This window comes from Pseudomonas sp. AN3A02, from assembly GCF_011765255.1.
Classification (GTDB): domain Bacteria; phylum Pseudomonadota; class Gammaproteobacteria; order Pseudomonadales; family Pseudomonadaceae; genus Aquipseudomonas.
In genome coordinates this window covers 525,646-544,332 of record NZ_JAARNI010000003.1, presented here as the reverse complement: position 1 = coordinate 544,332, position 18,687 = coordinate 525,646, and the positions used below count along the sequence as shown (strand labels likewise).

Here is an 18,687-nt window from a genome sequence, read left to right as displayed (position 1 = left end):
TGTTCTGGGGGGAAAACGGCCATTGGTGTCCACCAATGGCTGCCAGCATCGACTGATTGATCCGGCGTCGGCTCCACGTATCGAGCGAGGTGACGACGTCATGAGTATTTTTAGCCACTTCCAACAACGCTTCGAGTCCACCCGCCAGGAAGAGCTCTCGCTTCAGGAGTATCTCGAACTGTGCAAAAAGGACCGCAGCGCCTACGCGTCTGCCGCTGAACGCCTGCTGCTGGCGATCGGCGAGCCGGAGCTGGTGGACACCGCAGCCAATTCGCGACTGTCGCGAATTTTCTCGAACAAGGTGATCCGTCGCTACCCGGCCTTTGAAGACTTCCATGGCATGGAAGAATGCATTGACCAGATCGTCTCGTATTTCCGCCATGCCGCCCAAGGCCTGGAAGAGAAGAAACAGATCCTCTACCTGCTCGGCCCCGTCGGCGGCGGTAAGTCGTCCCTGGCCGAGAAGCTCAAACAACTGATCGAGAAGGTGCCGTTCTACGCCATCAAGGGCTCGCCGGTGTTCGAGTCGCCCCTCGGGCTGTTCAACGCCACGGAAGATGGCGCGATCCTCGAAGAAGACTTCGGTATTCCACGGCGCTACCTCAATACCATCATGTCGCCGTGGGCGACCAAGCGCTTGGCCGAATTCGGCGGCGACATCAGCCAGTTCCGGGTGGTGAAGCTCTATCCATCGATCCTCAACCAGATCGCCGTGGCCAAGACCGAACCCGGTGACGAGAACAACCAGGACATCTCGGCGCTGGTGGGTAAGGTCGATATCCGCAAACTCGAAGAATTCCCGCAGAACGATGCCGATGCCTACAGCTACTCGGGCGCACTGTGCCGGGCCAACCAGGGCCTGATGGAGTTCGTGGAGATGTTCAAGGCACCGATCAAGGTGCTTCACCCACTGCTCACCGCGACACAGGAAGGTAACTACAACAGTACCGAAGGCCTGGGGGCGATTCCGTTTACCGGGATCCTGCTGGCCCACTCCAACGAATCGGAATGGCACACCTTCCGCAACAACAAGAACAACGAAGCCTTCATCGACCGGATCTACATCGTCAAGGTGCCGTACTGCCTGCGGATCAGCGATGAAATCAAGATTTACGACAAGCTGCTGTTCAACAGCTCCCTGGCCAAGGCCCATTGCGCGCCTGACACCCTGAAGATGCTCGCCCAGTTCACCGTGCTGTCGCGCCTCAAGGAGCCGGAGAACTCCAACATCTACTCGAAGATGCGGGTGTACGACGGCGAAAACCTCAAGGACACCGATCCGAAGGCCAAGTCGATCCAGGAATACCGCGATACAGCGGGTGTGGACGAGGGCATGAACGGCCTGTCGACACGCTTTGCGTTCAAGATCCTGTCCAAGGTCTTCAACTTCGACCCGCACGAAATCGCCGCCAACCCGGTACACCTGCTCTACGTGCTGGAACAGCAGATCGAACAGGAACAGTTCCAGGCTGAAACCCGCGAGCGCTATCTGCGCTTCCTCAAGGAATACCTGGCACCGCGCTACATCGAGTTCATCGGCAAGGAAATCCAGACCGCGTACCTGGAGTCCTACAGCGAATACGGCCAGAACATCTTCGACCGCTACGTGCTGTACGCAGACTTCTGGATTCAGGACCAGGAATACCGCGACCCGGAAACCGGCGAGATCCTCAACCGCGTAGCCCTCAACGAGGAACTGGAAAAGATCGAAAAACCCGCCGGCATCAGCAATCCGAAGGATTTCCGCAACGAAATCGTCAACTTCGTGCTGCGCGCCCGGGCCAACAACAACGGCAAGAACCCTACCTGGCTCAGCTACGAGAAGCTGCGGGTGGTCATCGAGAAGAAAATGTTCTCCAACACCGAGGATCTGCTGCCGGTCATCAGCTTCAACGCCAAGGCCAGCAAGGAGGATCAGCAAAAACACAACGACTTCGTCACTCGCATGGTCGAGCGTGGCTACACCGACAAACAGGTACGACTGCTCTCCGAGTGGTACTTGCGGGTCCGCAAATCGCAGTAAGGCAGCGACAAGCGTGCAATGCCAGGCTCCCGGTACGCCGGACAGCCTGGCAATCGACCGCTTGTCTTTAAGCTTCCAGCTTGCCGCTTGAAGCTTGTAACTTGAAGCTGCCCGGAGGGCTCCTATATGAGCTATGTGATCGACCGACGTCTCAATGGCAAGAACAAGAGCACGGTAAACCGCCAGCGGTTCCTGCGGCGTTACCGTGACCACATCAAAAAGGCCGTCGAAGAGGCCGTCAGCCGCCGCTCCATCACCGACATGGAGCATGGCGAACAGATCAGCATTCCCGGACGCGACATTGATGAACCGGTGCTGCACCACGGCCGGGGCGGCAAACAAACTGTCGTGCATCCCGGCAACAAGGAATTCACCAGCGGCGAACATATCCAGCGGCCTCAAGGCGGCGCGAGCGGCAAAGGCCCAGGCAAGGCCGGCAACTCTGGCGAAGGCATGGATGAGTTCGTGTTCCAGATCACCCAGGAAGAATTCCTGGAGTTCATGTTCGAAGATCTGGAACTGCCCAACCTGGTCAAACGCAACCTGACCGGTACCGACACCTTCAAGACTGTGCGCGCAGGGATCAGCAACGAAGGCAATCCGTCGCGGATCAACATCATCCGCACGCTGCGTTCAGCCCATGCGCGACGTATCGCCTTGTCTGGCAGCAGCCGCGCGAAACTGCGGGATGCCAAGGTGGAACTGGAGCGCCTGAAACGCGAAGAGCCGGACAACTTCGGCGATATTCAGGAAATCGAAGCCGAAATCGCCAAACTCAGTGCGCGAATTCACCGCGTACCGTTTCTCGACACCTTCGACTTGAAGTACAACCTCCTGGTCAAGCAACCCAATCCCAGTTCCAAGGCGGTGATGTTCTGCCTGATGGACGTGTCCGGCTCCATGACCCAGGCGACCAAGGACATCGCCAAGCGCTTCTTCATCCTGCTGTACCTGTTCCTCAAGCGTAACTACGACAAGATCGATGTGGTGTTCATCCGCCATCACACCAGCGCCCGGGAAGTCGACGAAGAGGAGTTCTTCTACTCGCGGGAAACCGGCGGCACCATTGTTTCCAGCGCCTTGAAGCTGATGCAGGAAATCATGGCTGAACGCTATCCGGCCAACGAGTGGAACATCTACGCCGCCCAGGCCTCCGACGGCGACAACTGGAACGACGACTCACCCATTTGCCGCGACATCCTGATCAACCAGATCATGCCGTTCGTGCAGTACTACACCTACGTCGAAATCACCCCCCGCGAACACCAGGCGCTGTGGTTCGAATACGAGCGCATCAGCGAAGCCTTCGCTGACACCTTCGCCCAGCAACAATTGGTCTCGGCCGGCGATATCTATCCGGTCTTCCGTGAACTCTTCCAGCGCAGGTTAGTGACATGACCGCCAAAGAGCATAAGCGCCAACCCATATCCACGGGGTCCGAATGGACCTTCGAGCTGATCCAGGCCTATGACAAGGAAATCAGCCGCATCGCGGCGGGTTATGCCCTGGACACCTACCCCAACCAGATCGAAGTGATCACCGCCGAACAGATGATGGACGCCTACGCGTCCGTGGGCATGCCCCTGGGTTATCACCACTGGTCCTACGGCAAACACTTCCTCAGCACCGAAAAGTCCTACACTCGCGGCCAGATGGGCCTGGCGTACGAAATCGTCATCAACTCCGACCCGTGCATTGCCTACCTGATGGAAGAAAACACCATCTGCATGCAGGCACTGGTGGTAGCCCATGCGTGCTACGGGCATAACAGCTTTTTCAAGGGCAACTACCTGTTCCGCACCTGGACCGATGCCAGCTCGATCATCGATTACCTGGTGTTCGCCAAGCAGTACATCATGCAGTGCGAGGAGCGCCACGGCATCGATGCAGTGGAAGACTTGCTCGATTCTTGCCATGCGCTGATGAACTACGGTGTCGATCGCTACAAACGCCCGTACCCGATTTCCGCCGAAGAAGAACGGCTGCGCCAGAAGGACCGTGAAGAGCATCTGCAAAAGCAGATCAACGACCTGTGGCGCACCATACCCAAACGCGCCGGCAAGAACAGCGACAAGGACAATGCGCGCTTCCCCGCCGAACCTCAGGAAAACATCTTGTACTTCATCGAAAAGCACGCGCCGTTGCTGGAGCCCTGGCAGCGGGAAATCGTGCGGATCGTGCGCAAGATTGCCCAGTACTTCTACCCACAACGCCAGACCCAGGTGATGAACGAAGGCTGGGCCACGTTCTGGCACTACACCCTGATGAACGACCTGTACGACGAAGGCCTGGTGACCGACGGCTTCATGATGGAGTTCCTGACGTCCCATACCAGCGTGGTTTATCAACCGGGCTTCGACAGCCCGTACTACAGCGGCATCAACCCGTATGCACTGGGCTTTGCCATGTACCGCGACATCCGGCGCATGTGCGAACACCCCACCGAAGAAGACCGCCGCTGGTTCCCGGAGATTGCCGGCAGCGATTGGTTGTCGACCATCAAGTTCGCCATGAGCAGCTTCAAGGATGAAAGCTTCATCCTGCAGTACCTGTCACCCCAGGTGATTCGTGACCTCAAGCTGTTCAGCATCATGGATGACGACCTCAAGGACGACCTGCTGGTGCCGGCGATCCATGATGAGCCGGGTTACCGCACCATCCGCGAAACCCTGGCAGCGCAGTACAACCTGGGCAACCGTGAACCCAACGTGCAGATCTACAGCATCGACGTACGTGGCGATCGCTCGCTGACCCTGCGCCATCAGCAGCACGACCGCAAACCGCTGGGAGAGTCCACTGAAGAGGTCCTCAAGCACCTGCACCGGCTGTGGGGGTTCGATATCCACCTGGAAACGCTGCAAGGCGACCAGGTTATGAAAACCCACCATGTTCCGCCCCGCAACGAACACAGCGACAACGATTACGGCCGCCTGGACCTGGCCATCGTGCATCTGTGAAACGGCAAAGCCTCCATTGGCGGGCCGCAGGCGTTATCCTGTGCCGCTAATGGAGGCTTTTTCATGCAAATCTACAAAGTCGGCGGTGCGGTGCGTGATCGCCTGCTGGGCATCCCCGTTACCGATGTCGACCGTGTCGTAGTCGGCGCTACCACTGAAGAAATGCTCGCCCTGGGCTACAAGCCCGTGGGCGCGGATTTCCCCGTCTTCCTTGACCCGAAAAACGGCGACGAGTACGCCCTCGCCCGCACAGAGCGCAAGAGCGGCCGGGGTTATGGTGGCTTTGTGTTTCACGCGAGCCCCGAAGTTACCCTGGAAGAAGACCTGATCCGCCGCGACCTGACCATCAATGCAATGGCAGAAGATGACGACGGCAACCTAACTGACCCGTACCACGGCCAGCGCGATCTGAAAGAGCGCATTCTTCGCCATGTTTCCCCCGCATTCGCCGAAGATCCTCTCCGAGTCCTGCGCGTTGCCCGTTTTGCTGCGCGCTACGCAGGCCTGGGTTTTACCGTCGCGCCAGAAACCCTGGAGCTCATGCGCGAACTCAGCGATTCAGGCGAGCTGGAAGCCCTGACGCCTGAGCGCAGCTGGAAAGAAATTTCCCGCGCCCTGATGGAAAATCAGCCACAGGTATTTATCCAGGTGCTACGCGATTGCGGCGCGCTGAAAACCCTGATGCCTGAAATCGACGCGCTGTTCGGCGTGCCACAACCAGAAGCCCATCACCCCGAAATCGATACCGGCATCCACACCCTGAGTGTGCTGGAGCAGGCGGCCATCCATGCCCAACCGCTGACCGTGCGCTGGGCCTGCCTGCTGCACGACTTGGGCAAAGGCCTCACGCCTGTGGATAAGTTGCCGCAGCACATTGCTCATGAGCATCGCGGCCTGCTGCTGATCAAGGCGGTGAATGAGCGCTTTAAGGTACCAAGGGATTGCCAGGAACTGGCGCTGCTGGTGGGCGAATATCACACCCACGGACATCGCGCACTGGAGCTGAGGCCTGCAACTTTGCTGGAGTTGCTGCAAAGCTTTGACGTTTACCGTCGCCCGCAGCGCTTCGAGGAGTTTGTGGTGGCGTGCGAGATGGACGCCCGCGGCCGCAAAGGCCTCGAGCAGAGAAGTTATCCACAAGCGGATTATTTGCGCGGCGCGGCGCTCGCCGCACGGGGTGTCGCGGTCGCACCGCTACTGGAACAAGGATTCAAAGGTCCCGAGCTGGGTGAAGCACTGAAACGCGAACGGCTCAAGGCGCTGAAAGCCTACAAGAGCGCATCCGGCGTTAACGGCTGATTCCGCCACTCGAAAGCGACCGGCGCCAGTACCTGATCGATTTGTGCATCCTGCCAAAGCGCGGCAAATGTCTTGGCCGCCTCAGGGTGCACACGCTCCGGCGCCATCAGCGACAGCGGCCACAGCACAAACGCATTCTTCAGGATTTCGGCCCGGGGCAGAATCAGGCCATCGAAGTTACCGACCAAGTCGCCGTACAGCAGCACGTCGATATCCAGCGGCAGGCCCTTGCGATCCGGGGCATAGCGGCCATTGTCGGCCTCGATAAACTTCAGTCGACGGTCCAGCTCCATCAGCGGCAGGTCGGTATACGCCGACACCACCAGATTGAAGAACGGCCCGCTCTTGATGCCCACCGGCTGGCTTTCAAACACCGCCGAACAGCGCAGGTCCGTCAGGAAAGCCGCCAGCGCATCGAGGCCAGCGCGTAAATGGGCCTCACGCTCGATATTGCTGCCAAGACCAAGGTAAACCTGAGTTAGCGACATCCGCGCTCGATCTCCACGCCCACGCCCTTGGCTGCCGGAACGGCGCCGGGCTTGGTCAGTTTGAGGTGCAGCCAGGGAATCTGGAACTCACTCATCAAGACTTCGGCCAGGCGCTCGGCAAAGGTTTCCACCAGCTGGAACTGCGCCTGCTCGGCAAAGGCCTGGATACGCGCGGACACGCTGGCGTAATCCAGCGCCAAGGTCAGATCATCACCGGCAGCGGCCGGGCGGTTATCCCAGGCGAAGCTCAGGTCCAGGCGCAGGCATTGCCGGATCCCGCGCTCCCAGTCGTACGCCCCGATCACGGTGTCGACTTCCAGGCCTTCGATAAACACTCTGTCCAAGCACTCTTCTCCGCTGCACGACAAGGGCGCGATGCCCCGTTAGAATCAGGGCGTCCTCGCCCGGAATAGTTAGCATGTTTTGGTTACTGGCGACTCTCGCCTACCTGCTCGGCTCGCTGTCCTTCGCCATTTTGCTCAGCCGCCTGACGGGAAACCCCGACCCGCGAATGAGTGGCTCAGGCAATGCCGGCGCCACCAATATGTTGCGCCTGGCCGGCAAGAAACTCGCCGTACTGACGTTGTTCGGCGACGTCTGCAAGGGCCTGCTGCCGGTGCTGATCGCCGATCTCGCCGGGCTTTCGCTGCAACAGCAAGCCTGGATCGGCGTCTGCGCGGTGCTCGGCCACCTGTTCCCGCTGTACTTCCGCTTTCGCGGCGGCAAGGGCGTCGCTACGGCGGCCGGCATGCTGCTGGGCATCTACCCACCGGCGGCGCTGCTGGCCATCCTGGCCTGGCTGCTGACGTTCTACCTGACCCGTACCAGCTCGCTGGCCGCATTGATCGCCACGCCCCTTACCCTACCGTTGCTGGCCTGGCAGGAGCCGGCGGCGCTGGTGCCGATGAGCGTGCTCACGCTGCTGATCGTCTGGCGCCACCGGGGCAATTTACGCGACCTGTTTGCCGGGCGCGAACGGCATTTTTAAATACGTCCGGTGAACCGGGTTCACGTTCGCCGGTTACAGCGGCGGCAGTTGCTCCATCGGCCAGCGTGCCTGCACGCTGATTGCCAGGCTTTCATGCTGCCCGGCCTGCAAACGCTGGCAACCGGCATAAGCGATCATCGCGCCGTTATCGGTACAGAATTCGGGGCGGGCGTAAAACACGTCGCCCTTCATGTCGCCGAGCATTTTCTCCAGGGAGCTGCGCAAAGCCTTGTTCGCGCTGACGCCGCCTGCGATTACCAGGCGCTTCATGCCCGCCTGCTTCAGGGCCCGCTTGCACTTGATGGTCAAAGTCTCCACCACGGCCTGCTGGAACGCCAGCGAGATGTCGCAACGGGCTTGTTCACTGTCGTCTCCGGCGCTGACGCTCTGCTGCCAGGTATTCAGGGCAGAGGTTTTCAAGCCGCTGAAGCTGAACATCAGGCCAGGGCGATCGCACATCGGACGCGGGAAGGTGTAGCGCCCTGCCACGCCTTTTTCCGCCAGCCGCGCAATTTCCGGACCGCCGGGATAATTGAGCCCCATCATCTTCGCGGTCTTGTCGAAAGCTTCACCGGCAGCGTCGTCCAGGCTTTCGCCCAGAAGCGTGTATTGACCGATTCCGTCGACCTGAACCAGCTGTGTATGGCCACCTGAAACCAACAAAGCGACGAACGGGAACTCTGGCGGGTTTTCTTCCAGCATCGGTGCCAGTAAATGGCCTTCCATGTGGTGCACACCGAGGGCCGGAATGCCCCAGGCAAATGCCAGCGCCTGGGCGCAAGAGGCCCCAACCAGCAGGGCTCCGACCAACCCCGGGCCTGCGGTATAGGCAATGGCGTCGATCTCGGTCGGCACGCAGCCGGCCTCGTCCAATACCTGGCGAATCAATGGCAACATGCGTTTCACATGATCACGGCTGGCCAGCTCCGGCACCACGCCACCATAGGCGCGATGCAGGTCGATCTGACTGAACAGTGCGTCGGCCAAAAGCCCGCGTTCACTGTCGTAAAGTGCGACACCGGTTTCGTCGCACGAGGTTTCTAATCCCAGAACTAGCATGGGTTTACGCCTTGTAGAGGCTGAATTCGAAGGCGCGCATAATAGTCGCCGCTCCCCCTCCCGACTAGCGGTTTTCGATCAGAGGCTTTGCATTCCGGGCAATGAGGGGTTAACATCCGCAACCCTTAAAAACCGACGACCTCAGCCGCGAATTTTTTGCGACGAGAACGTTGATTCCCGGTAATGAAAGAAGGTAGCTCTGGATGCCAGCCGTCAAAGTAAAAGAGAACGAACCCTTCGACGTAGCTCTGCGTCGTTTCAAGCGCTCCTGCGAAAAAGCCGGTGTTCTGGCTGAAGTTCGTAGCCGCGAATTTTACGAGAAGCCAACTTCTGAGCGTAAGCGTAAAGCAGCAGCCGCTGTTAAGCGTCACGCCAAGAAAGTTCAGCGCGAGCAGCGCCGCGCCGTTCGTCTGTACTAATACACAGACGTTCGTAGCAAGCTTCTGCCAAGCCCGGCCCTCAGCCGGGCTGTTGGCATTTGCGGATATCGCTTGATGCTTCACCGTTGAGGCCGCACACGCGACTGAAACGAACTGCTTCACACGTCAGGACTGGCTCTTTTGCCAGCGGTGCACGTCTCTTCTGACGAGCCTAACAAGGCTACTGACGAGCACACTTATTTTTTAACAGACGATCAACAGGTCGGCTGCGCCCATCGATGAGCTTCCGAGGCCCGCACATGGCCAAGACCGGACTCCCGGGCAACATTTCTACGCCGGGCACTGATCGGAACTAACGTCAGTGAATGTTCGGCAGATACACTTCCTGACAGACCAAGCAGACGACAGTTGATCGAGCCGCACAATACGCGCGCCTTGAGCACTTTGCGGGCCCTCTTTTACACGCAGTGATGACGAGAACGCCATGGCCGGGCTAATTCCCCAGAGCTTTATTGACGACCTTCTGAACCGCACCGACATCGTCGATGTTGTCAGCTCGCGCCTGCAAATGAAAAAGGCCGGCAAGAACTACACCGCCTGCTGCCCGTTCCACAAAGAAAAGACGCCGTCGTTCAGCGTCAGCCCCGACAAGCAGTTCTACTACTGCTTCGGCTGCGGCGCCGGCGGCAACGCCCTCGGCTTCATCATGGACCACGACAACCTGGACTTCCCCCAGGCCGTCGAGGAACTGGCGAAAGCCGCCGGCATGGAAATCCCCCGCGAAGAAAGTGGCCGCCCGCACAAACCGCGGCAACCCACCGATTCGCCGCTGTACCCGCTGCTCACCGCTGCTGCCGATTTTTACCGCCAGGCACTGAAAAGCCACCCGCAGCGCAAAGCCGCCGTCGATTACCTCAAGGGCCGCGGCCTGACCGGTGAAATCGCCCGCGACTTCGGCCTCGGTTTCGCCCCGCCCGGCTGGGACAATCTGTACAAGCACCTGAGCAGCGACACCCTGCAGCAAAAAGCCATGATCGACGCCGGCCTGCTGGTGGAAAACGCCGAGACCGGCAAGCGCTATGACCGTTTCCGCGATCGAGTGATGTTCCCGATCCGCGACAGTCGTGGCCGCATCATCGCGTTCGGCGGCCGGGTGCTGGGGGACGACAAGCCCAAATACCTGAACTCACCGGAAACCCCGGTGTTTCACAAAGGCCAGGAGCTCTACGGCCTGTTTGAAGCGCGCAAGAACAATCGCAACCTCGATGAAATCATCGTGGTTGAAGGCTATATGGACGTGATCGCCCTGGCCCAGCAAGGCTTGCGCAACGCCGTGGCCACCTTGGGCACCGCAACCAGCGAAGAGCACTTGAAGCGTCTGTTTCGCGTGGTGCCCAACGTGCTGTTCTGCTTCGACGGCGATCAGGCCGGCCGCAATGCCGCCTGGCGCGCCCTTGAGTCAACGCTTTCAAGCCTGCAGGACGGACGCCGCGCACGCTTCCTGTTCCTGCCCGAAGGCGAAGACCCGGACACCCTGGTCCGCTCCGAAGGCACCGACGCGTTCCGTGCGCGCATCAACCAGCACGCACAACCGCTGGCCGATTATTTTTTCCAGCAACTGACCGAAGAGTCCGACCCGCGCTCCCTCGAAGGCAAGGCCCATATGGTCACCCTCGCGGCACCGCTGATCGACAAGGTTCCGGGCGCGAACCTGCGAACCCTGATGCGCCAGCGACTGCTGGAAATTACCGGATTGAGTGGCGAGGCCGTCAGCCAGCTGGCGCGCAGCGCGCCGCAAGAGGCGCCGCCGGCTTACGACCCGGGCATGGATTACGACGCCATGCCGGACTATTCCGACTTCCACCAACCGCAGGAGGCCTACACGCCCCAGCAGGAGTGGACACCGAAGAAACCCGGCGCCGGCGGCAAGAAATGGGACAAGAAGCCCTGGGACAAAAACGGCAAACGTGGCGGTGACCGTGACGAACCGCGCGGCCCGCGCGTCCCAGCAGCAGTAGAGCCGCCCACCATGGCAGCCCTGCGCACACTTTTGCATCACCCGCAGCTGGCACAAAAAGTCGAAGACGCGGGGCACTTTGCGGCCGAAGACCACACCAATACACAACTGTTGGTGGCCCTGCTCGAGGCCGTACAGAAGAATCCTAAGCTAAACTCATTCCAGCTGATTGCACGCTGGCACGGCACTGAACAGGGCCGCTTGCTAAAGGCGTTGGCAGAAAAGGAATGGCTGATTGATGGCGATAACCTTGAACAACAGTTTTTCGACACCATTACTAGCTTGGTAGCTCGTCAACGCGAGCGAAACCTGGAACAACTTCTTCGAAAAGCGCGTCAGAGTGAATTGACCGCCGAAGAGAAAAATCAACTGCGCGACCTTTTAAGTCGCAATGTTTCCGCATCAAACCCGACCTCAGCTGGCGTGTGAGGTCATAGCTCGGGTATAATCCTCGGCTTGTTTTTTGCCCGCCAAGACCTTCAGTGGATAGGGTGTTATGTCCGGAAAAGCGCAACAGCAGTCTCGTATCAAAGAGTTGATCACCCTTGGTCGTGAGCAGAAGTATCTGACTTACGCAGAGGTCAACGACCACCTGCCTGAGGATATTTCAGATCCAGAGCAGGTGGAAGACATCATCCGCATGATTAATGACATGGGGATCCCCGTACACGAGAGTGCTCCGGATGCGGACGCCCTTATGTTGGCCGACGCCGATACCGACGAGGCAGCCGCTGAAGAAGCAGCCGCCGCGTTGGCAGCGGTCGAGACCGACATCGGTCGCACGACTGACCCTGTGCGCATGTATATGCGCGAAATGGGTACGGTAGAGCTGCTGACACGTGAAGGCGAAATCGAAATCGCCAAGCGTATCGAAGAGGGCATCCGTGAAGTGATGGGCGCAATCGCGCACTTCCCAGGCACGGTTGACCACATTCTCTCCGAGTACACTCGCGTCACCACCGAAGGTGGCCGCCTGTCCGACGTCCTGAGCGGTTATATCGACCCGGACGACGGCATTGCGCCACCTGCGGCTGAAGTTCCTCCGCCGATCGATGCCAAGGCTGCCAAAGCAGACGACGACACCGACGAAGAAGAAGCTGAAGCCAGCACCGATGACGAAGAAGAAGTCGAAAGCGGTCCGGATCCGATCATCGCAGCCCAGCGCTTTGGCGCGGTCTCCGATCAGATGGAACTGGCTCGCAAGGCCCTGAAGAAGCACGGTCGCGGCAGCAAGCAGGCAACTGCTGAATTGCTGGCCCTGGCTGAACTCTTCATGCCGATCAAACTGGTACCGAAGCAATTCGAAGGCCTGGTTGAGCGGGTTCGTAGCGCCCTTGAGCGTCTGCGTGCACAAGAGCGTGCGATCATGCAGCTCTGTGTCCGTGATGCGCGCATGCCGCGTGCCGACTTCCTGCGCCAGTTCCCGGGCAACGAAGTCGACGAAAGCTGGACCGACGCACTGGCCAAAGGCAAAAGCAAATACGCTGAAGCCATTGGTCGCTTCCAGGCCGACATCGTTCGTTGCCAGCAGAAGCTGACTGCATTGCAGACCGAAACCGGTCTGACGATTGCCGAGATCAAGGACATCAACCGTCGCATGTCGATCGGTGAGGCCAAGGCCCGCCGCGCGAAGAAAGAGATGGTTGAAGCGAACTTGCGTCTGGTGATCTCCATCGCCAAGAAGTACACCAACCGTGGCCTGCAATTCCTCGATCTGATCCAGGAAGGCAACATCGGCTTGATGAAAGCGGTGGACAAGTTCGAATACCGTCGCGGCTACAAGTTCTCGACTTATGCCACCTGGTGGATCCGTCAGGCGATCACTCGCTCGATCGCCGACCAGGCCCGCACCATCCGTATTCCGGTGCACATGATCGAGACGATCAACAAGCTCAACCGTATTTCCCGGCAGATGTTGCAGGAAATGGGTCGCGAACCGACCCCGGAAGAGCTGGGCGAACGCATGGAAATGCCTGAGGATAAAATCCGCAAGGTATTGAAGATCGCTAAAGAACCGATCTCCATGGAAACCCCAATCGGTGATGACGAAGACTCCCACCTGGGTGACTTCATCGAAGACTCGACCATGCAGTCGCCAATCGATGTTGCCACCGTTGAGAGCCTGAAAGAAGCGACTCGCGACGTACTGTCCGGCCTCACTGCCCGTGAAGCCAAGGTACTGCGTATGCGCTTCGGCATCGACATGAATACCGACCACACCCTTGAGGAAGTCGGTAAGCAGTTCGACGTTACCCGTGAGCGGATTCGTCAGATCGAAGCCAAGGCGTTGCGCAAGCTGCGCCACCCGACGAGAAGCGAGCATTTGCGCTCCTTCCTCGACGAGTGATCACAAAAACCCCGGCCCAGGCCGGGGTTTTTGCTTCTACAGATTAAATCCTCGCCGCCTCCCCTCCCCCGCAATGCCCGTCTACACTCGAAACATTCCCCGTGCCATAACGAGACCGTTATGCCCAGATTGCCGACCGTGTTACTGCTGTCGCTGCTGACCTGGACCGCAACGGCTGGCGCGTTGACTCTCACCGATGAAGAGCGTGGCTGGCTGGCGGACCACCAAGAGTTGCGCCTGGGCGTCGATGCCTCTTGGCCCCCCTTTGAATACCGCGATGAAGACGGTCGCTACCAGGGCCTGGCCGCCGATTACGTGCGGCTGATGCAGGATCGCCTTGGGATCCGGCTAAAGCTGATCGAGCCGGTAAACTGGAATGCGGTGCTGGAGCAGGCCCGTAACAACCAACTTGACCTGCTGCCGGGCATCATGTCCACCCCGGAACGCCAAGGCTTCCTGTCGTTCACCCGACCCTATCTCGACTTCCCCATCGTCATCCTCGCTCATGAAGGCGGTCCGCAACCACGCAACCTCAAGGACCTCTATGGGCTGAAGATCGCCGTGGTAGAGAACTATGCCCCTCACGAACTGCTACGCACTCACCATCCCGACCTCAACCTCGTGGCCATGCCCAACGTCAGCTCGGCGCTGCAGGCCCTGGCCACCGACAAGGTTGATGCCGTGGTCGGCGATCTGGCGTCCAGCGTGTGGAGCCTGCGCCAACTGAAACTGGAAGGCCTGTACGTCAGTGGCGAAACGCCCTATCGCTATCAATTGGCCATGGGCGTACCCAACGCCGACAAAATGCTAGTGGGCATCCTCGACAAGGTCCTGGCGGATATCAGCCCGGCCGAAACCGAGGCCATCCAGCAACGCTGGGTCGGCAATGTCGTCGACCACCGCACCCTCTGGACGGATGTACTGCTCTACGGGCTGCCGGCCGTATTGTTATTGAGCATCGTGCTGGCGGTGGTCATCCGGATCAATCGCCGGCTCAGTTCGGAGATTTCCCGCCGTGTCGCCCTCGAACAGGAACTACGCAGCAGCGAATACCACTATCGCGGCCTGGTCGAGAGCCTTTCCGCGATTGCCTGGGAAGCCAGCATCAGCGATTTCACCTACAGCTACGTGTCGCCCCATGCCGAGGAGCTGCTCGGTTACCCCCGCGCCCATTGGCTGATCCCGGGCTTCTGGCGCAACATCATCCACCCGGCCGACCTGACCCGCACCGAATCCTATTGCTACGCAGAAACCCGAGCCAACCGTGACCACAGCGTCGACTACCGCGTGATCACCGCTGATGGCCGCTGCCTATGGGTGCGGGACATCGTCAGCCTGATCGAGCACGGCCACGAGCCGGTGCTACGTGGCCTGATGATCGACATCAGCGAAGCCAAGCGCACCGAGGAAGCATTGCAGCTTTCGGAACAGAAGTTTGCCTCGGTGTTCCAGCAATGCCCCGACATCCTGGTGATCGCTCGTCTGTCCGACGGCTGCCTGATGGAGGTCAATAAGGCATTCGAAGACCAGATCGGGCTGAGCGCCGAAGACGTCGTGGGAAAAACCGCCACCGAACTGAATATCTGGGGCATTCAGGGCGTAGGCCCCGGCCTGCTGCAACGGGTACAGACCACCAGCATCCGCAACCTGGAAATGCCCTTCCGGCGCAATAACGGCCAGGCCTTCACCGGGCTGATCTCCGCCGAACCCTTTCAACTCGATACCACCGAAGCCTTGGTGGTCGTGGTGCGCGACATCACCCAGCTGAAAGAAACCCAGCAACGCCTGCAAACCTCGGAAGAGAAATTCGCCAAGGCCTTCCACGCTTCCCCTGACGGCCTGCTATTGAGCCGTCAAAGCGACGGCTTGCTGATTGAAGTCAACGAAGGATTCAGCCGCATAACCGGCTTCAACAGCGTGATGTCACTCGACCAGTCAACCCTGGACCTGGGCATCTGGGTCGACCTGAACGAACGCAAACACATGCTGGAGCTACTGCAACGGGACGGATTTGTCCGCGACTTTGTCTGCCATATCCGCCGCAACGATGGCGAGATTCGCCTCTGCGAGGTCTCCAGCCGCGCGCTGCCCATCGGCGACGACGACTGCATGCTCACCATCGCCCGGGACATCACCGAACGCCAACTGATGCAGGAAAAGCTGCAACAGGCCGCCACCGTGTTCGAGAGCACGGCTGAAGGCGTACTGATCACCGACACCCGGCAAAATATCAGCGCTGTGAACCGCGCCTTCAGCGAGATCACCGGCTACAGCGAAGCCGAGGCCCTCGGTCAAACCCCGCGCCTGCTCGCCTCCGGCCTGCACGACAGCGCCTTCTACGCGGCCATGTGGCACCAACTGACGGCCCACGGCCATTGGCAAGGCGAGATCTCGAACCGGCGCAAGAACGGCGAGCTGTACCCCAGCTGGCTGACCATCAGCGCCGTGCGCAACCACGACCAATCGATCACCCACTTTGTCGCGGTGTTCGCCGACATCTCCAGCCTCAAGCACGCCCAGGCGCGCCTCGATTACCAGGCCCACCACGACCCGCTGACCGGCCTGCCCAACCGCACCCTGTTCGAAAGCCGCCTGCAGGCCGCCCTCAACAATCAACAGGAAAACGGCAGCCAGGGCGCCGTGCTGTTCCTCGACCTCGACCGCTTCAAACACATCAACGACAGCCTCGGCCACCCGATTGGCGACCTGCTGCTCAAAGACATCGCCGTGCGTCTCAAGGACCAACTACGGGACGTCGACACCGTCGCGCGCCTGGGTGGCGACGAATTCATCATCCTCCTGCCCGGCCTGCAACAAGCCAGCGACGCCGAACACCTGGCCAATAAACTGCTGGCCTGCTTCACCCCGCCGTTCCAGGCGGGCGAACACGAGTTCTTTATCAGCGCCAGCATCGGCACCAGCCTGTATCCACGGGACGGAGATGATGTTGCCACCCTGGTGAAAAATGCCGACGCCGCCATGTACCGCTCCAAGGCCAAGGGCCGCAACCGCGTTGAAAGCTACACCCAGGACCTCACCGCCCAGGCCAACGAACGCGTGGCGCTTGAGCACGAACTTCGTCGGGCGATCGAACGCGACGAATTTTCTCTCTATTACCAGCCGAAGCTGAGCCTCGACACCCAACAACTGATCGGCGCCGAAGCGCTGATTCGCTGGCGCCATCCCACCTTCGGCGAAGTGCCGCCCGAGCACTTCATCGCCCTGGCCGAAGAGAACGGCATGATCCTGCAGATTGGTGACTGGGTACTGGAACAGGCTTGCCGACAAATGCACGATTGGAGAGAGTACTATGACGAATTCGGCACGCTGTCCGTCAACCTCGCCGGCGCGCAACTGCGCCACCCCAACCTGCTGGCGCGCATCGAACAATTGCTGCAGGACAACCGGCTGGAGCCCGGCTGCCTGCAACTGGAGATCACCGAAAACTTCATCATGAGCCAGGCCGAAGAAGCGCTGGAGGTGCTCCATCAACTCAAGCGTCTGGGCGTGCAACTGGCCATTGATGATTTCGGCACCGGCTATTCGTCCCTCAGCTATTTGAAGCGCCTGCCGCTGGACTTCCTGAAGATCGACCAATCCTTCGTGCGCGGCCTACCCGATGACCCACACGATGCCGCGATCGTACGCGCCATTATTGCCCTGGGGCACAGCATGCAATTCACTATCATCGCTGAGGGTGTGGAAACGCCTGCGCAGCAAGCGTTTCTGGCGGCTGAAGGCTGTGAGCAGATGCAAGGCTACATCGTCAGCCTGCCACTACCGCCGGACCTTTTCGCCGCGACTTTCCTTCGTATGAGCGTTTCGGACTTTTCGGATGGCACAGCGAAGAAACCATCGCTATAATCCGCGGCCTACTGAGGGCCTATAGCTCAGTTGGTTAGAGCAGGGGACTCATAATCCCTTGGTCGTAGGTTCGAGTCCTACTGGGCCCACCATCTTGAAAGCCGCGCATTGCGCGGCTTTGTCGTTTCTGGCGCCTGAGGCGTGCAGCAATGAAAGATTAGTTAGTTGTCCCGAACGGCGACGGCGAAGACCATGATTCCCAATCAACGCCACTCCAGCACGAGGGAAACTTGTTCCATGCCTCAGAAGAAACGTTCGCCGCACAACGCAATCCACCGCCTGGGCCTGCGTGCCGCAGCCGCCGTCGCAATCACCCTCGCCACCTTGAGCGGCGCACAAGCCGCCCCCGCTGCCACTGACACCATCAAGGCTTTCAAGCTGTGCACCGGCGCCGACAACGCCTCCCACGTACTGGTAGGCACCATCGACCAGAGCATGCGCAACGACGTGACCGCCATCCACTTCAAGCAAACCCCGGCGCACTCCTCGTATGGCTGGCATAACGACCCGGAGCCCCAGTACGTCATGACGCTCTCCGGTACCTTGGCATTCGTGACTCGCGGCGGTGAGAAGTTCACGTTGCATCCGGGTGAAGTACTGATTGCTGAAGACAATACCGGTACAGGGCATCGCTGGAATTTGGTGGACGATCAACCCTGGCGGCGAGGGTACGTGGTGCTGAAGCCAGGCGCGCCGGATTCATTTATCCCGAACGATGCTGCGGCTGCGAAGGTGTGCAAGGCACCCTAGCCTTCCCGATCACACGGGCATCTGCTCGGCGATGCCCGTTGCATCAAGGCCATTCATCGACGCGCCCTCACTTGGCAAACAACTGCCCAATATCCTTGAATGCCTTGAACTCCAACGCGTTGCCGCACGGATCAAACAGAAACAACGTCGCCTGCTCACCCACCTGACCTTTGAAACGAATGTGCGGCTCAAGCACAAATCGCGTATTCCGCGCCTGCAATCGCTCCGCCAGCGCATGCCAATCATCCCAGCTCAGCACCACGCCAAAATGCGGCACCGGCACGTCGTGGCCGTCTACCGCATTGGTGTGCGCAGCTTCCTGAGAAGCGGTTTTCGGGTGTTCATGGATGACCAGTTGATGCCCGAAGAAGTCGAAGTCGACCCAATGATCACTGGCACGTCCCTCCTCCAACCCAAACACCTCACCATAAAACTGCCGCGCAGCCGCCAAGTCGAATACCGGAATTGCCAGGTGAAAAGGAGCCAGTGCCATCAGGTCTAACCTCTATGGGTAT

Annotated in this window: 14 protein-coding genes and 1 tRNA gene; 11 read left to right on the top strand and 4 right to left on the bottom strand. The window is 59.6% G+C overall.

Translation table 11 applies throughout. The features are described from left to right. The first annotated feature begins 100 nt into the window (after positions 1–100). The 4 genes from HBJ59_RS17010 (at position 101) to HBJ59_RS16995 (ending at position 6,279) form a co-directional block, all read left to right on the top strand. Positions 101–2,023 (top strand): PrkA family serine protein kinase, encoded by a 1,923-nt coding sequence (locus HBJ59_RS17010; RefSeq protein WP_167664179.1) that lies wholly within the window; start codon positions 101–103, stop codon positions 2,021–2,023. Positions 2,024–2,149: 126 nt separating this feature from the next. After that, positions 2,150–3,421 (top strand): YeaH/YhbH family protein, encoded by a 1,272-nt coding sequence (locus HBJ59_RS17005; RefSeq protein ID WP_167664178.1) that lies wholly within the window; start codon positions 2,150–2,152, stop codon positions 3,419–3,421. Continuing rightward, a complete protein-coding gene (locus HBJ59_RS17000; RefSeq protein ID WP_167664177.1) occupies positions 3,418–4,980 on the top strand; it encodes a SpoVR family protein in 1,563 nt (520 codons plus the stop codon). The genes HBJ59_RS17005 and HBJ59_RS17000 overlap by 4 nt, the downstream gene beginning before the upstream one ends. Before the next feature lie 63 nt (positions 4,981–5,043). Next, complete coding sequence (locus HBJ59_RS16995; RefSeq protein WP_167664176.1) at positions 5,044–6,279, top strand: multifunctional CCA addition/repair protein; 1,236 nt, start codon at positions 5,044–5,046, stop codon at positions 6,277–6,279. Here HBJ59_RS16995 and folK read toward each other — a convergent pair. After that, positions 6,249–6,767, bottom strand: a complete 519-nt coding sequence (folK, locus tag HBJ59_RS16990; protein WP_167664175.1) for a 2-amino-4-hydroxy-6-hydroxymethyldihydropteridine diphosphokinase — start codon at positions 6,765–6,767, stop codon at positions 6,249–6,251. The genes HBJ59_RS16995 and folK overlap by 31 nt on opposite strands. Next, positions 6,758–7,111: a dihydroneopterin aldolase gene (gene folB / locus HBJ59_RS16985; protein ID WP_003211007.1), complete on the bottom strand. Its 354-nt coding sequence runs from the start codon at positions 7,109–7,111 to the stop codon at positions 6,758–6,760. The genes folK and folB overlap by 10 nt, the downstream gene beginning before the upstream one ends. 74 nt (positions 7,112–7,185) lie before the next feature. Here folB and plsY point away from each other — a divergent pair, with 74 nt between their 5' ends. Beyond that, the gene (plsY, locus tag HBJ59_RS16980) at positions 7,186–7,755 is read left to right on the top strand and encodes a glycerol-3-phosphate 1-O-acyltransferase PlsY (protein ID WP_088423353.1); all 570 of its coding nucleotides are present in this window, start codon (positions 7,186–7,188) and stop codon (positions 7,753–7,755) included. A 33-nt stretch (positions 7,756–7,788) separates the two neighbouring features. Here plsY and tsaD read toward each other — a convergent pair whose 3' ends face one another. Then, a complete protein-coding gene (tsaD, locus tag HBJ59_RS16975) occupies positions 7,789–8,814 on the bottom strand; it encodes a tRNA (adenosine(37)-N6)-threonylcarbamoyltransferase complex transferase subunit TsaD (RefSeq protein ID WP_167664174.1) in 1,026 nt (341 codons plus the stop codon). A gap of 203 nt (positions 8,815–9,017) precedes the next feature. Between tsaD and rpsU the strand changes: the two genes are divergently transcribed. The 6 genes from rpsU to HBJ59_RS16945 all read left to right on the top strand — a co-directional run bounded on the left by rpsU (position 9,018) and on the right by HBJ59_RS16945 (position 18,172). Then, a complete protein-coding gene (gene rpsU, locus HBJ59_RS16970; protein ID WP_002551877.1) occupies positions 9,018–9,233 on the top strand; it encodes a 30S ribosomal protein S21 in 216 nt (71 codons plus the stop codon). A 445-nt stretch (positions 9,234–9,678) separates the two neighbouring features. Next, entirely contained in the window at positions 9,679–11,640 is a 1,962-nt protein-coding gene (gene dnaG, locus HBJ59_RS16965) for a DNA primase (RefSeq protein WP_003211012.1), read from the top strand. Positions 11,641–11,707: 67 nt separating this feature from the next. Next, entirely contained in the window at positions 11,708–13,558 is a 1,851-nt protein-coding gene (gene rpoD, locus HBJ59_RS16960) for an RNA polymerase sigma factor RpoD (protein ID WP_076017888.1), read from the top strand. A gap of 120 nt (positions 13,559–13,678) precedes the next feature. Continuing rightward, complete coding sequence (locus HBJ59_RS16955; RefSeq protein ID WP_167664173.1) at positions 13,679–17,422, top strand: bifunctional diguanylate cyclase/phosphodiesterase; 3,744 nt, start codon at positions 13,679–13,681, stop codon at positions 17,420–17,422. Positions 17,423–17,437: 15 nt separating this feature from the next. Next, a tRNA-Ile gene (locus HBJ59_RS16950) sits at positions 17,438–17,514 on the top strand. Between the two features lie 145 nt (positions 17,515–17,659). Further along, on the top strand, positions 17,660–18,172 hold the full coding sequence (locus HBJ59_RS16945; RefSeq protein WP_167664172.1) for a cupin domain-containing protein: 513 nt from the start codon (positions 17,660–17,662) through the stop codon (positions 18,170–18,172). Between the two features lie 67 nt (positions 18,173–18,239). Here the strand turns inward: HBJ59_RS16945 and HBJ59_RS16940 are convergent, their stop codons facing one another. Beyond that, positions 18,240–18,665: a VOC family protein gene (locus HBJ59_RS16940; RefSeq protein ID WP_010167388.1), complete on the bottom strand. Its 426-nt coding sequence runs from the start codon at positions 18,663–18,665 to the stop codon at positions 18,240–18,242. Positions 18,666–18,687 lie beyond the last annotated feature (22 nt).